Source organism: Bacteroides sp. LFL-34 (assembly GCF_027257075.1).
Lineage (GTDB): Bacteria > Bacteroidota > Bacteroidia > Bacteroidales > Bacteroidaceae > Bacteroides > Bacteroides ovatus.
This window is the reverse complement of record NZ_JAPQKZ010000012.1, coordinates 140,912-156,211: the sequence shown is the minus strand read 5'-3', so window position 1 is coordinate 156,211 and position 15,300 is coordinate 140,912. Positions and strand designations below refer to the sequence as shown.

Genomic DNA, 15,300 nt, shown 5'->3' with positions numbered 1-15,300 from the left:
GACGTTGATAGGATGCAGGTGTAAAGGTGGTAACATCAAAGCCGAGCATTACTAATTGCCCGTTCACTTTCTTTCGGACATGTACCGGTTGGGTATATACGTTTAGCTTGCTAGACACTAGGATTTTACTTTTCATCATGTCATAACCTTATTCAGGTGGTTATAGCACGAGGGTTCCACCTCTTCCCATTCCGAACAGAGAAGTTAAGCCTCGTCACGCCGATGGTACTGCGTAACAGTGGGAGAGTAGGTAGCCGCCGTTTTTAAGAAGCCCCTTGATTCAAAATGAATCAAGGGGCTTTCTGTTTTTTATCACTTCTGAATTAGGGCCTTCTCTAAGGCCGGATAAAAGATAACCTCTTCTCTTCTCTTCTTCTGCAAATAAAATAGCTGTATTTACTAATGCCAGATGTGAATATGCCTGCGGGAAGTTGCCCAACTGTTCTTTGGTTTCGAAATCAATATCTTCACTAAACAATCCGAGGTGATTGGAATATTTCAGAACTTCGTCAAACAGGCAGCGTGCTTCTTCTTTATGGCCGGTTACAAACAATGCCCGTATAAGCCAGAATGTACAAATCGTAAAAGCAGAAGTAGGCAACCCAAAATCGTCTTTGCTGTTATAGCGATACATAAGTCCTTTATGGAAAAGGGCTTTCTTGACTGCTTCCACTGTTTTATGATAGCGTATATCATCTGCTTCTATAAATCCATAGGGTTCCATCAATAGTAATGAGGAATCCATTGCTTGATTATTATATGTCTGTGTGAAGCTTTGAAGTTCCTTATTCCAGCCATATTTCATCACATCTTTCTTTATTTTTTCGGCTTCCAGTTGCCAACGTTCGCTATAATTATATTTGTTAAGCATTTGGGCGATTTTAGCTCCGCGATCTAAAGCTACCCAACACATCACTTTGGAAGAAACAAAGTGTTGTCCTTCTCCCCGGATCTCCCAGATTCCCTTATCGGGCTTTCTCCAGTTTTCTACTACTTTTGCTAAAATGGTCTTTACCATTTCCCACATGTCTTCAATTTCATCCAGTGTGCCGGGCATGAGGCGATAATATTGGTAAATCAGGTCCATCAGGTAACCAAAAGAGTCGTTTTGTTTCTGATGGTATGCATCATTTCCTATTCGTACAGGTTTGGAGTTCTTATAACCGGATAGATGGTCGAGTATCACTTCGGTTAGTTGGTGCTCGCCCCGGATGCCATACATAATTTGATAATCATGTTTGGAAACGAATGTGGATTGGATAAATTTCATAAAGCGTTTGGCTGCACCGGTATGTCCGATTTGAAACATGGTTTCGATGGACATGGAAGCATCCCGAAGCCAGCAGAAACGATAATCCCAGTTGCGCACTTCTCCTACAGCTTCCGGAAGGCTTGTCGTTAGTGCTGCCAGCACAGCTCCGTTGTGGTAGGACATTAGTTTCAGAACCAATAAACTCCGTTCGATTACGTCATTATATAGAGTGTATTTCTTGCTTCTGTCTGTCCAGTTCAGCCAATATACCAGCGTACGGCAATATTCTATTTTCTCCCTTTCTATGTCGATTGGGATCACTTTCTCGTTATAGGAGAGCAGGAGAAATTCGTCTTTCTCAAGAATGATTTCTTTTTTCTCTTTGATGTCCTGAAGAGACAGGGAAGCATATAAATATTGTCTGTCCTTGTTGTCAAAGGAGCAGTAGGATTCGATATACTGTGGAGTGATATTAAGGATCACTTGTCCCTGCGCATAGTTCGGGGCCGGATGATAGTTGATCTTGAAACGCGGTTTCCCTTTTATCCAATGTATGTAGCGGTATAATTCGGCAGGTAAATAATGCCCTGTTTCGTCTTGTGAACGATAGCAGGGCATATAGTCGAGCACTACGAATTCTCCTTCATCGGAGGAGAATTGGGTAGAAAGAATATTGGTGTGGGGGACATAATTTTGTGTGATGCGATAGTCTCCGGAAACTTCGAATCCGAAAGCTCCTCCTTTCTCCCGGTCGAGCATACTGGCAAAAATAGAAGGAGAATCGAAATCGGGAAAACAGAGCCATTCGATATTTCCGTTCTGCGAAATGAGAGCTGCCGTTCGGCAGTTACCTATCACTCCATAATTTAAATTATTCATATTGATTGCTTTTTATTGAGTTTTTAATAGATCTTTGAGAAAGTCGAAAGCGAAAGTCAGGCGATTCTTAATACTTCCTTCTTTTGTGGCAGTTTTTTGTTTGCCTAGTAAAGACCGTAAGAAAGGAAGTACGTCAGATTGGGCAGACAGGTGATAGTTGGCGGCTTCGGATACGCTACCTATTTTAATGGTGATAGCGCTCATCGGCAATGCCTGAAACATATCTTCATCTGTAGTGTCGTCTCCCATCGCTATAACAAAATCATAACGTCTGTTGGCTAGCAGACGCCCCACCTCGGAACCTTTATTGCAATCCGGTGATTTGATTTCGATCACTTTATTTCCTTGTAGAATTTGTAGTTTCTGCCGGGTACAGAGCGAAATCAGTGTGTTGACGAGTTGTTGGGCTCTTAATGTGCCGAGCCATGCGTCACTTTCACGATAATGCCATGCCAGGGCAGTTTCCTTCACTTCCAGATGGGAACGGGGAGTACGGTCTACAAACATTTGAAGAATAGAGAGAATACCTGCTCCCCATTCTATCTTCTTTATGTTTTTATGCCAAACCCCGTTCTCTTTGTAGAAAGCCCCATGTTCGGCAGCCATAGACACAGGAAGGGAGCCAAGCCATTTTTCTAATGTAAAGTGATCCCGCCCGCTATTGATAACAATATGATTGGCGGGATCGCTAGCCAGTTGTTGTAGAATAGAAATGAGTTCCGGTGTAGGTTGTGCATCCTCGGGACGTGGTTTGAGAGCCGTCAGTGTACCATCATAGTCCAGCAGAATCAGGCGTTGTTTGGCTTGGTTATACTTGAGCTTGATTTGTGCGATGGTGGCAGCTACGATGCGTTTTTTCCGTAACATATCATTTTTCATACATGTCGCGTTCAGTTCATTGACAAAGTCGGCTGCCCATTTGTTGACTGTCTGTACGGACAGAATGCTTTGCATACGTTGCAGGCGTTGTTTTTGTTCCTCTTCGGGCATTTCAAGTGCCTCCTGGCAAATAGCATTTTCTATTTGTTCTGTATCGTTCGGGTTGATTTGGATAGCGTCCGTCAATTCTACGGCGGCACCTGCCATTTCGCTAAGGATAAGTACACCGGGATTGTCGCATTTGGTAGCTACGTATTCTTTGGCTACCAGGTTCATTCCGTCCCGAAGTGGAGTGACGAGGGCTATGTCGGCCACATAGTACATGGCAGTCAGTTCTTCCAGTGAAAAGCCATGATAGAAATAACAGACGGGAGTCCAGTTCATTGTGGAGTAACGTCCGTTGATAGAGCCGATTTCTTCGTCAATTTTTGTTTTTAGTTCCGCATAACTGCCTACATGGTCGCGTGAAGGGACAATGACCATTGCCAATGTAACTTTACCGTGATATTCAGCATGATGTTCGAGGAAGGTGGCAAAGCCACGAAGACGGTGCAATATGCCTTTGCTGTAATCCAGTCTGTCTACTGACAGGATCAGTTTATGCTCGCCGAAAAGTTTCCGGGTACGTTCAATAGCTTGGTGCACTTCTTTATTTTCCGAGGCCTTATGATAAGATTCATAGTTGATTCCCATTGGTAATGCCTCTACTCTGGTCACCCGGTTGTTGATCTGTACTTCATCCAATTTAAAATCGAGATGTAATACACGTTCTACAGCACTGATGAAATGACGCATATAGTCGTGGGTGTGGAAAGCAATGAAGTCGGCTCCTAATAAACCTTTCAGTATCTCGGCGCGCTCCGGCAGAATACGAAAAAGTTCGTAGGAAGGGAACGGGATATGATGGAAATATCCGATACAGAGTTCCGGATATATTTTCCTCAACATTCCCGGAAGTAGCATCAACTGATAATCCTGTATCCATACTTTGTCGCCGGGACGTACCAGTCGGCAAATCTCCTCACAGAAAAGACGGTTGACTTGCTGGTAGGATTGCCAAAAACAGTTCTTATATAAGGTATAAGCATAAAAGTAATGGCATAAAGGCCAGATAGTACTGTTACTGTATCCTTCGTAGTAATTTTCAATTTGCTTTTCCGACAAGAAGACCGGATGAAAATTCATTTCCTGTAGTTTCTCGTTAATCTCCTGTTGGTCCTTTTCTTCATTGGCACATATTCCGGGCCAACCTATCCAGTGCTTCTCATAAGAAGTCTGAAGAGAATCCAAACCTGTTGCCAGTCCGCCTTCGCTACGCGAAAATGCGAATTTACCGTTTGTGCCGGCTACTTTGACAGGTAATCTGTTTGCAATAATATAAAGTTTCATATCTATCTCTTTGCAAAGCATATACCAATAGACCTATATTAGTTGTTAATCTCTTATTATCAGTGTATTATAAGTATTATGTTTCCTTCTCTTGCCTTTTCAAAATGAAAATCCCCCTTTCAAAGTGATAATTTGCTTATTTTTTCTCTTCTGAAATTCCGGAAAAGTACAAAGCTTTTCAAAATAGAATCCTTTTTTCAAAATGGAAGGGTATGTTGGATGGATAGAAAGTTTCTTGTGATGTGTATTTTGTTGAATATTAGTCTGTTATCTGTTGTGCGTTTTTTGTGGCACGCATTTGGCATGAAGGGTGGCGAGTAAAAAAATAATAGTAATCATTTAAAAGGTAAAAACATGGGAATAACACTATCATTTATTTTCTGCCTGTTAAGCGGTTTCGCTTGTTTCTGGCTATTTTGGAAATGTGTAGACTGGTTTGAAAATATTTAAAGAAAAAGGAGAATTGATTATGTACACAGCATTATTCGTATTAGGTATTGCGATCTTCGGTTATTTGATGTACGTGCTCGTCAAACCCGAAAAGTTTTAAAGTAACACACACAGTTTAAGGTAAAAAGTATATGAATACAGAAATTTTAGGCGTGGTTGTTCAGATAGCCTTGATGGTGATTCTGGCTTATCCACTGGGAAAATACATTGCTAAGGTCTACAGAGGAGAAAAGACCTGGTCTGATTTTATGGCTCCTATCGAAAGAGTCATTTATAAAGTTTGTGGAATCGACCCCAATGAAGAAATGAACTGGAAACAATTCCTGAAAGCATTGTTGATTTTGAATGCTTTCTGGTTTTTCTGGGGAATGGTACTCTTGGTTTCACAAGGATGGTTGCCCTTAAATCCGGACGGCAACGGACCGCAGACTCCGGATCAGGCATTCAATACCTGTATCAGTTTTATGGTGAACTGTAACTTGCAGCACTATAGCGGTGAAAGCGGACTTACTTATTTTACTCAACTGTTCGTCATCATGCTATTCCAGTTTATTACCGCAGCAACAGGTATGGCTGCTATGGCAGGTATTATGAAGAGTATTGCTGCAAAAACAACCAAAACGATTGGTAACTTCTGGCAATTTCTGGTAATAAGCTGTACACGTATTTTATTGCCTCTTTCTCTGATTGTAGGTTTTATCCTGATTCTTCAGGGAACCCCGATGGGATTTGATGGTAAGATGAAAGTGACTACGATGGAAGGCCAGGAACAAATGGTTTCTCAAGGTCCTACGGCTGCAATTGTTCCTATCAAGCAATTAGGAACGAATGGTGGTGGTTACTTTGGTGTAAACTCTTCTCATCCGTTGGAAAACCCGACTTATCTTACTAATATGGCAGAATGTTGGTCTATCCTGATTATCCCGATGGCAATGGTATTTGCGCTAGGATTCTATACCCGCAGAAAGAAGTTGGCTTACAGTATATTCGGAGTAATGCTTTTCGCTTTTCTGGTAGGTGTATGTATTAATGTCAGTCAGGAAATGGGCGGTAATCCACGCATTGATGAATTGGGAATTGCGCAGGATAATGGTGCGATGGAAGGTAAAGAAGTTCGTTTGGGGGCCGGAGCAACGGCATTATGGAGTATTGTAACTACTGTAACCTCTAATGGCTCTGTGAATGGTATGCATGATTCTACTATGCCGCTGTCCGGAATGATGGAGATGCTGAATATGCAGATTAACACCTGGTTTGGCGGTGTAGGTGTAGGATGGATGAATTACTATACATTTATTATCATTACAGTGTTTATCAGCGGTTTGATGGTAGGACGTACGCCGGAATTTCTCGGCAAGAAAGTGGAAGCCCGCGAAATGAAAATCGCTACGATTGTAGCTCTGCTTCATCCGTTTGTAATTTTGGTATTTACAGCACTCTCAAGTTATATTTATGTGCACCACCCTGATTTTGTGGAAAGTGAAGGTGGATGGTTGAACAATTTGGGATTCCACGGTTTAAGTGAGCAACTTTACGAGTACACTTCTTGTGCTGCCAATAACGGTTCCGGTTTTGAAGGTTTGGGAGATAATACTTATTTCTGGAATTACACGTGTGGTATCGTTCTGATTTTGAGCCGTTTTATTCCTATCGTCGGACAGGTTGCCATTGCCGGGTTACTGGCACAGAAAAAATTCATTCCGGAAAGTGCCGGCACATTGAAGACCGATACTTTGACTTTCGGAGTCATGACATTTGTGGTTATCTTCATTATTGCTGCGCTGTCATTCTTCCCGGTACATGCATTGAGCACAATTGCTGAACATTTAAGTTTGTAATACTGAATTAGAGAAGATATGAAAGATAATAAATCAGCTTCTTTGTTTCCAAAGGAGCAAGTTATAGAAAGTTTGAAACAGTCATTCGTGAAACTGAACCCGCGGATGATGATAAAGAACCCGATTATGTTTACAGTAGAAGTGGCTACAGTGGTCATGCTGCTCGTAACGCTCTACTCCATTGTAAACTCTTCACAAGGTTCGTTTGCTTACAATATTGCCGTGTTTATCATTCTGTTTGCAACCTTGTTGTTTGCCAATTTTGCTGAAGCTATTGCCGAAGCACGTGGTAAAGCACAGGCCGATAGCTTGCGTAAGACTCGTGAAGAGACACCGGCTAAGAAAGTGGAAGGCAATAAAATCGTTACTGTCAGTTCTTCACAGTTGAAGAAAGGAGATGTATTTGTTTGTGAGGCCGGAGACGTGATTCCTTCCGATGGTGAGATTATTGAAGGCTTGGCTTCTATTGATGAAAGTGCTATCACCGGCGAGTCTGCTCCGGTTATTCGTGAGGCAGGTGGCGACAAGAGTTCTGTAACGGGTGGTACGAAGGTATTGTCCGATCATATAAAAGTAATGGTGACTACTCAACCGGGAGAAAGTTTTCTCGACAAGATGATTGCACTGGTAGAAGGTGCTTCCCGCCAGAAAACCCCGAATGAGATTGCGTTGACTATTCTGTTGGCAGGTTTTACGCTTGTTTTCGTCATAGTGTGTGTTACCTTGAAACCGTTTGCCGACTATAGTAATACGGTCATCACCATTGCTTCGCTTATTTCTTTGTTTGTGTGTCTGATTCCGACAACTATCGGTGGACTTCTCTCTGCTATCGGTATTGCCGGTATGGACCGCGCGCTTCGTGCCAACGTGATTACTAAATCCGGTAAAGCAGTAGAGACTGCCGGTGATATTGATACGTTGTTGCTGGATAAAACAGGTACTATCACAATCGGTAACCGTAAAGCAACTCATTTCCATACGGCTCCGGGTGTCAATTTGCACGATTTTGTGGAGACTTGTCTGTTGTCTTCCTTATCCGATGAAACGCCGGAAGGTAAGTCTATCGTAGAATTGGGACGTGAGTCGGGCATTCGTATGCGTAATCTGAATACAACAGGAGCACGTATGATTAAGTTTACGGCTGAAACCAAATGTTCGGGAGTAGACCTGGCAGATGGAACGCAGATTCGTAAAGGTGCTTTTGATGCCATCCGTAAGATGGTGGAAGGTGACGGGAATGAATTTCCGAAAGAAGTGGAAGAGATTATTTCTTCTATCTCAAGCAATGGTGGTACACCGCTGGTAGTATGTGTAAACAGAAAGGTGACTGGTGTTATTGAACTGCAGGATATTATCAAACCGGGTATTCAGGAACGTTTCGAACGTCTGCGTAAGATGGGAGTGAAGACGGTAATGGTGACAGGTGACAACCCGTTAACTGCAAAATATATTGCTGAAAAAGCCGGTGTGGATGATTTTATCGCCGAAGCGAAACCGGAAGATAAGATGGAATATATCAAGAAGGAACAGCAGGCTGGTAAATTGGTTGCAATGATGGGAGACGGAACGAACGATGCTCCTGCTCTGGCACAGGCCAATGTAGGTGTAGCCATGAATAGCGGTACACAGGCAGCGAAAGAAGCTGGTAATATGGTCGATTTGGATAACGACCCGACGAAGTTGATCGAGATTGTGGAAATCGGTAAACAATTACTGATGACACGTGGTACGCTGACTACTTTCTCTATCGCCAATGACGTAGCGAAGTATTTTGCTATCGTTCCGGCCTTGTTTATGATCGCTATTCCCGAACTGGCTGCTCTGAATATCATGCATCTGCATAGTCCTGAAAGTGCTATTCTTTCGGCAGTCATTTTTAATGCGATTATTATTCCGATTCTGATTCCGCTGGCTTTGCGTGGTGTGCAATACAAACCGATAGGTGCAAGTGCTTTGCTTCGCCGTAATCTGCTGATCTATGGTGTGGGTGGTGTGATTGCTCCTTTCGTGGGAATCAAATTGATAGATTTAATAGTAGGTTTATTCTTTTAATTAAAAAACAATAGCAATGAAAACTTTATTGAAGTCATTAAAAATAACACTTGCTTTTTGTGTCTTTTTCTCCGTGTTCTATATCCTTATCCTGTGGGTGTTCGCACAGGTAGCAGGTCCTAATAAAGGAAATGCCGAGGTGGCTACGCTGGATGGGAAAGTAGTGGGAGCAGCCAATGTGGGTCAGATGTTTACAAAAGATATTTATTTCTGGGGACGTCCTTCTTCTGCCGGTGACGGGTATGATGCGACGAGTTCCGCAGGTAGTAATAAAGGGCCTACGAATCAAGAATATCTGGATGAAGTGAAAGCGCGTATTGATACTTTCCTTGTACATCATCCTTATTTGAATCGTGCGGATGTGCCTGCCGAAATGGTTACGGCCAGTGGTTCGGGACTGGATCCTAATATCACTCCTCAATGTGCGTATGTACAAGTGAAGAGAGTAGCACAAGCACGTGGATTAACAGAAAAACAAGTAAGAGCGATTGTTGATAAAAGCATAGAAAAACCGTTTTTGGGGTTGTTGGGAACAGAAAAGGTGAATGTCTTGAAATTGAATATCGCTTTAGAGGAAAGCAATAAGTAGATGAAGATTGAGCAGCGTTCCTGTCCGGACCGTTTGGGTTATGCCGCGGTTCAAATTAACAGGGTTGGATGGGGCGCTGCTTTTTTACAGGAACATAAAATAGAATTAGATAAGAAGTATGAAAAGTTTTTTTAGTAAAAAGAGTATTTTAGGAACAATGGCTGTAGCAGCCGTATGTATGTTGGGAACTAGCAATGCACAAGCACAAGAGTTTACTATACAAGGTGATTTGGTAAGTTCGTATGTATGGCGTGGTATTTATCAGGGGGGAGCCGCTTCCTTTCAGCCGACTTTGGGATTTAGCGTAGGTAATTTCTCGCTTACTGCATGGGGCTCAACCAGTTTGAGTGAGAGTAATAAAGAAATTGACCTAACCGCAGCTTATAAGTTTGGTGAAGCGGGACCGACACTTTCTGTAGCCACTCTTTGGTGGGACGGACAAGCTGATGTGGCTAATGGAGAACTTACCAATAATTATTTCCATTTTAAAAGTGGAGACACCGGACATCATTTTGAAGCAGGGTTAGCTTATACGCTTCCTATTGAAAAGTTCCCGTTATCTATCGCATGGTATACCATGTTTGCCGGTGCTGACAGAAAAACGACTGATGAGGGGGAGGAAAAGCAGGCATACTCTTCTTACGTAGAACTGAATTATCCGTTCAGTGTGAAAGGAGTTGATCTGAATGCTACTTGTGGAGTGGTTCCTTATAAGACTCCGCAGTATAATGTGAATGGGTTTGCAGTGACGAACCTAGCTTTGAAAGCAACGAAAGCAATAAATTTTAATGATAAGTTTTCATTGCCTATATTTGTACAGGCTATATGGAATCCACGTTTGGAGGACGCCCATTTAGTATTTGGCGTAACTTTAAGGCCATAAAATAAACTCATGAATTTTTGTGAAACCCGTGGTGATCGTGATGATTACTACGGGTTAGGATGTTTAAAATAACAGATTGACGTAATGGATGATAGAGAACATAGTGTACAGTATTTTTTGGATCTGATAAAGAAGTCCCACCGGGGCAAATTCAAGGTCTATATCGGTATGATAGCCGGTGTGGGAAAGTCATATCGTATGCTTCAGGAGGCGCATGAACTGCTGGAGAACGGTGTGAACGTGCAAATCGGCTATATCGAAACTCATGGACGTGCCGGGACGGAAGCATTGCTGCAAGGGCTCCCTGTCATTCCGCGTCGCAAAATCTTCTATAAGGGGAAAGAATTGGAAGAAATGGATCTGGATACGATTATCCGTGTCCATCCAGAAATTGTAATTGTGGATGAACTGGCTCATACGAATGTAGAAGGTAGCTTGAACGAGAAACGTTGGCAGGATGTGATAACTTTGCTGGATGAGGGAATCAATGTGATCTCGGCAATCAATATTCAGCACATCGAAAGCGTGAATGAAGAAGTGCAGGAGATTACGGGTATTGAAGTGAAAGAACGAGTGCCCGACAGTGTGCTTCAGGAAGCGGATGAGGTGGTGAATATTGACTTGACGGCAGAGGAACTGATTGCACGTTTGAAAGCGGGAAAGATCTATCGTCCGGAAAAGATTCAGACGGCATTGGACAATTTCTTTCGGACAGAGAATATTCTTCAGTTACGTGAGTTGGCTTTGAAGGAAGTAGCGTTGCGGGTAGAAAAAAAGGTGGAGAATGAGGTGGTGATGGGAGTAGCCGTCGGACTTCGGCACGAGAAATTTATGGCTTGTATCAGTAGTCATGAGAAAACACCTCGGCGAATTATCAGAAAGGCGGCAAAGTTGGCAACCCGGTATAATACTACTTTTATAGCCCTGTATGTTCAGACTCCGAAAGAGAGTATGGATAGAATTGATCTAGCCAGTCAACGGTATCTGTTGAACCATTTTAAGCTTGTGGCGGAACTTGGGGGAGAGGTGGTGCAGGTGCAGTCGAAGGATATTTTGGGGAGCATCGTCAAGGTTTGTAAAGAGAAACAGATATCGACTGTTTGCATGGGAACTCCTAATTTAAGGTTGCCATACGCTATTTGTTCTATACTGGGATATAGAAAGTTTTTAAATAATTTGTCACAAGCTAATGTAGATTTGATTATACTTGCATAATATTAATCGTATGAACGTTATGAATATTAAAACGAAACTGATTCTCGGTATCGGAATGCTGGCCGGAATGATTATTTTGCTGGTAACACTTTCAGTTGTGAATCTTCAAATTCTGACGGCGACAGAACCTGATAGTCCTGCTGCTACGCCCGGATTGGAACGTGCTTTGTTATGGATTTCCGTAACGGGAGGAATCTGTATCTTGACCGGACTGATATTGCTTTATTGGTTGCCCCGTACTATCAGTAAGCCTATTAAAGAACTGAAAGAGGGAATTCTTGAAATAGCCAATCATAATTATGAGAAGCGTCTGCAGATGAATAATAATGAAGAATTCCGGGATGTGGCGGATAGTTTTAACCGGATGGCGGAGCGTTTGACCGAATATCGTGCCAGTACTTTGTCGGATATTCTTTCTGCAAAGAAATTTATTGAAGCAATTGTAAACAGTATAGATGATCCGGTGATCGGCTTGAATATGGAGCGTGAAATTCTGTTTATCAATGAGGAAGCACTCAATGTCTTGAATCTGAAACGGGAGAATGTGATTCGTCAATCGGCGGAGGAACTGGCTTTGAAGAATGACCTGTTGCGGCGGTTGATCCGTGAACTGGTGACGCCAAGCGAGCAGAAGGAACCATTGAAGATATATGCTGACGACAAAGAGAGTTACTTTAAGGCCTCTTATGTCCCTATCATTAATACGGAGGCTGAAAAAGGGGAACCTCGCAAACTGGGTGATGTTATTTTATTAAAGAATATCACGGAATTTAAGGAACTGGATTCTGCCAAGACTACATTTATCTCGACGATATCTCATGAACTGAAGACTCCGATTGCTGCTATTATGATGAGCCTCCAGCTGTTGGAAGATAAGCGTGTCGGTGCATTGAATGATGAACAGGAGCAACTGTCTAAGAGTATCAAGGAGAATAGCGAGCGTTTGTTGAGTATCACCGGAGAATTGCTTAACATGACCCAGGTGGAAGCCGGAAAACTACAGTTTATGCCGAAGATCACCAAACCGATTGAGTTGATCGAATATGCGATCAAAGCTAATCAGGTGCAAGCGGATAAGTTTAATATCCAGATAGAAGTGGAATATCCGGAAGAGAAAATCGGCAAACTCTTTGTCGACAGTGAAAAGATTGCCTGGGTATTGACAAATCTGCTAAGTAATGCTATCCGTTATTCTAAAGAAAACGGGCGTGTGATTATCGGTGCCAAACAGGATGAAAATATGATCGAACTCTATGTTCAGGATTTTGGAAAGGGTATCGACCCGCGTTATCACAAAAGCATCTTCGACCGTTATTTCCGTGTACCCGGAACGAAAGTGCAAGGTAGTGGCTTGGGATTATCTATTTCGAAGGATTTTGTGGAAGCTCATGGTGGTACGCTGACGGTAGAGAGTGAATTGGGGAAGGGAAGTCGGTTTGTGATGCGGTTGAAGGCATAGTTTTGAAGGAGTTTATGAAAGAATTAGACTTCCGACAGGCACAAAATCTGCTTGCCGGAAGTTTCTCTATTCTTTCTTTTTATCGTTTTCTTCTTCTCCAGCATATCCAAATGCCACACAGACCAATAATAAATGGAATGCCATAGCAATAGATAATTTTGATAGTGGATAGATCCATAGGAGTCAGGCTGATATCTTTGTCGAGATAAGGGGCTCTGGAAGAAGATACCGGAAATTCATTATAGCATAGCCAACGGAATGAACCGGGAATCATATTGAAGTTGAATGAATAGATACCCGGTCTTGAGCTTTTTTGTAGTTCGGCATTGCTGAAACAGTCTGCATCACCCAACACAATGATCCGTTGTTTTTTATCTTTGCCTTTTATCTTGCGGGTTAACGCTATTGCCGTGGGATAGGCTCCTAGCTTTTCACCTTGAAGAGAGTCCAAAGAAAGGGAATCATTCACAAAATCTTTTGTTTGATACTCAATCCATGTTTGTTGAGCGTTGCTTTGTAATAAAACTATTGGATGGAATTTTGTTGTATCGACAACTTCCAGAGCAACAGCCGATGGCATGGTGACTGCGCTATGCGTCTGCCTGTCAACCATACGTTTGTAGAAGCCTCCTATACTGTCGGCGGCTATCTGGGTAGCTTTCGCGAGAACGAGGTCTCCGGGATTAACATCAGAAGGTTGTGCAATGATTCCCGGCAACAGTTTTAAACCAACTTTCCGGAGTAAAGGATTCATTACTTCCTGACGTCCGACGTCTCCCATAATCATCATATTACCTCCGCGTTCAAGAAAACGATCTATGATTTCTTGTTCTTTGGAACTCATGGAAGAACGCATTTCAGCGATAAGTAATATATTGATATTACTTGGTATATCATTCATATCCTTCAGATTCAGTTCCACCAAATCAAAACCTTGATTAATCATGGAATAACGAAAGCGTCCATGTGTGGCAAAAAGTGAGTAATCCTGATCTCCCTTTTTAGTGGTGGAACGTTCCTGATGTCCTGTGATGGCGCCTACCTTCACAGGAGTAACAAGCATTTTCTTCAATGCTGCGGAGATTTCTGTTTCAGAAGGGTGATATTCCATATCGTCGAACAAGCGAAGGCGGGCTTGTTCACCGGATCCACGCTCAACAACACGCACAAATCGGTAGTTTTCTTTTGCCAAGTCTATTTTTTCTTTCAGTTCTTCGGCACTTTTCAGCTTTTGGGGATTGAAGTTCTTTTTCTTGGCAACTTCATAAGCTATCTCACGAATGTTCTTATTCGGATATTGGCGATAAAGGGCACTGTCTTTCGGTGTGGAGTAATAGTAAACATACTCCATCTTTATCTCCGGTTTGAAACGTGTGTACATTTTGAAGCGTGCCATATCCTCTTTTTGCTCTTTTGGAGAAGCGACATCAAATTCTTTATCGAAAATATTGACGTAAGTTGTGATTGTCATAGGTCCGGATAATTGCTTCATCACTTTCTGACTTTCTTCCGAAAGTGTACGTTGTTTGCTGCGGGTAGCATCATAAAAGCCCATCATTGCCGGACGGGAACTGACAAAGCCGATAACTATAATGGTACATACAGCTAAGGCATAGCGCATTGTTTTTGAAAGGAGTGAACGGTGTGTTTTTTCGTTGTTCAGTTTAATGACCGATAGCCAGAGGAATAATAAAATTACGGCAAGGAAATAGATAACGTCATCGCTACATATCAATCCTCCAACCATCTCACTGGCACGTCCTTTAATGGATAGCCAATAAGTAATTTCTCTAAAGAGTATGGACTCCTGCCCAATTCCTCCCACATAATTGAGAAATGCTAATGCGGAAAGGGTGGCGACAGCTGCCACAACCTGGTAAGATGTGAGTGTGGTCATAAAGAGACCGATAGAACAATAGGTCAGTATCAACAGAAACATGGATAACAATCCCGCCAAGATAAGTGTAATATCGACATGCGGCACGGAGATAAACATTACGATTGTCGGTAGGGCAAGGATGATGACAAAGATCAGGGCGAATACCACCATTGATACAAACTTGCCGGTAATGATTTGGATACTATTTACCGGTGATGAATAAAGTAGTTTGATAGAGCCTGATGAATATTCACGACTCATCAAGTTCATGGTTAATAAAGGAATATACAGATAGATCGTTTCCTGAATTACTTCATATATTCCTTTGAGACCAAGGACAAAACCGGCTGTGACACTGAAAGTGATCGTGTTGCCCAATGCTTTTATTTTTACTATTTCCGTCAGGATATTCATAAAATCGAATCCTACCTGGCATGTAAATGCAATCAGTAGCAACCATGCGACCGGTGAGTAAAAGAGTACCGCTAGTTCGGTACGGGCTATTCTAAGTATAAGTCTTAAGTTCATCTTTTTCT

9 protein-coding genes, 1 rRNA gene and 1 pseudogene are annotated in these 15,300 nt (G+C 42.3%); 8 read left to right on the top strand and 3 right to left on the bottom strand.

Translation table 11 applies throughout. The features are described from left to right. Positions 1-152: 152 nt before the first annotated feature. Positions 153-263 (top strand): 5S ribosomal RNA (rrf, locus tag N5O98_RS09760). Positions 264-349: 86 nt separating this feature from the next. Here the strand turns inward: rrf and N5O98_RS09755 are convergent. Then, a pseudogene (locus N5O98_RS09755) lies at positions 350-2,131 on the bottom strand (glycoside hydrolase family 15 protein); the annotation flags it as partial. Between the two features lie 12 nt (positions 2,132-2,143). Further along, on the bottom strand, positions 2,144-4,420 hold the full coding sequence (locus tag N5O98_RS09750; protein ID WP_022198954.1) for a bifunctional alpha,alpha-trehalose-phosphate synthase (UDP-forming)/trehalose-phosphatase: 2,277 nt from the start codon (positions 4,418-4,420) through the stop codon (positions 2,144-2,146). Between the two features lie 448 nt (positions 4,421-4,868). On the opposite strand from N5O98_RS09750, the gene N5O98_RS27580 reads away from it, so the two are divergent. The 7 genes from N5O98_RS27580 to N5O98_RS09720 all read left to right on the top strand — a co-directional run bounded on the left by N5O98_RS27580 (position 4,869) and on the right by N5O98_RS09720 (position 12,885). Further along, complete coding sequence (locus N5O98_RS27580) at positions 4,869-4,949, top strand: potassium-transporting ATPase subunit F (RefSeq protein WP_073343870.1); 81 nt, start codon at positions 4,869-4,871, stop codon at positions 4,947-4,949. Positions 4,950-4,980: 31 nt separating this feature from the next. Next, complete coding sequence (kdpA, locus tag N5O98_RS09745; protein ID WP_004306395.1) at positions 4,981-6,687, top strand: potassium-transporting ATPase subunit KdpA; 1,707 nt, start codon at positions 4,981-4,983, stop codon at positions 6,685-6,687. Between the two features lie 18 nt (positions 6,688-6,705). Further along, a complete protein-coding gene (kdpB, locus tag N5O98_RS09740) occupies positions 6,706-8,739 on the top strand; it encodes a potassium-transporting ATPase subunit KdpB (protein WP_022198955.1) in 2,034 nt (677 codons plus the stop codon). 16 nt (positions 8,740-8,755) lie between these two features. Further along, entirely contained in the window at positions 8,756-9,328 is a 573-nt protein-coding gene (locus tag N5O98_RS09735; protein ID WP_004306397.1) for a K(+)-transporting ATPase subunit C, read from the top strand. A 118-nt stretch (positions 9,329-9,446) separates the two neighbouring features. Beyond that, entirely contained in the window at positions 9,447-10,211 is a 765-nt protein-coding gene (locus N5O98_RS09730; protein ID WP_004306399.1) for a hypothetical protein, read from the top strand. An 84-nt stretch (positions 10,212-10,295) separates the two neighbouring features. After that, on the top strand, positions 10,296-11,426 hold the full coding sequence (locus N5O98_RS09725; protein ID WP_004309023.1) for a sensor protein KdpD: 1,131 nt from the start codon (positions 10,296-10,298) through the stop codon (positions 11,424-11,426). 19 nt (positions 11,427-11,445) lie between these two features. Continuing rightward, positions 11,446-12,885 carry a HAMP domain-containing sensor histidine kinase gene (locus tag N5O98_RS09720; RefSeq protein WP_004309025.1) on the top strand — a complete coding sequence of 480 codons (1,440 nt, stop codon included), beginning with the start codon at positions 11,446-11,448 and terminating at the stop codon, positions 12,883-12,885. Between the two features lie 79 nt (positions 12,886-12,964). On the opposite strand, the gene N5O98_RS09715 is transcribed toward N5O98_RS09720, so the two are convergent. Next, positions 12,965-15,292 carry a Gldg family protein gene (locus N5O98_RS09715; RefSeq protein WP_004309027.1) on the bottom strand — a complete coding sequence of 776 codons (2,328 nt, stop codon included), beginning with the start codon at positions 15,290-15,292 and terminating at the stop codon, positions 12,965-12,967. Positions 15,293-15,300: the final 8 nt, after the last annotated feature.

Bases quoted from the DNA above. Each gene is read 5' to 3' on its own strand.
- N5O98_RS09750 (WP_022198954.1), bottom strand. From the start codon at position 4,420: ATGCTTTGCAAAGAGATAGATATGAAACTTTATATTATTGCAAACAGA.
- N5O98_RS27580 (WP_073343870.1), top strand. From the start codon at position 4,869: ATGTACACAGCATTATTCGTATTAGGTATTGCGATCTTCGGTTATTTG.
- kdpA (WP_004306395.1), top strand. From the start codon at position 4,981: ATGAATACAGAAATTTTAGGCGTGGTTGTTCAGATAGCCTTGATGGTG.
- kdpB (WP_022198955.1), top strand. From the start codon at position 6,706: ATGAAAGATAATAAATCAGCTTCTTTGTTTCCAAAGGAGCAAGTTATA.
- N5O98_RS09735 (WP_004306397.1), top strand. From the start codon at position 8,756: ATGAAAACTTTATTGAAGTCATTAAAAATAACACTTGCTTTTTGTGTC.
- N5O98_RS09730 (WP_004306399.1), top strand. From the start codon at position 9,447: ATGAAAAGTTTTTTTAGTAAAAAGAGTATTTTAGGAACAATGGCTGTA.
- N5O98_RS09725 (WP_004309023.1), top strand. From the start codon at position 10,296: ATGGATGATAGAGAACATAGTGTACAGTATTTTTTGGATCTGATAAAG.
- N5O98_RS09720 (WP_004309025.1), top strand. From the start codon at position 11,446: ATGAATATTAAAACGAAACTGATTCTCGGTATCGGAATGCTGGCCGGA.
- N5O98_RS09715 (WP_004309027.1), bottom strand. From the start codon at position 15,292: ATGAACTTAAGACTTATACTTAGAATAGCCCGTACCGAACTAGCGGTA.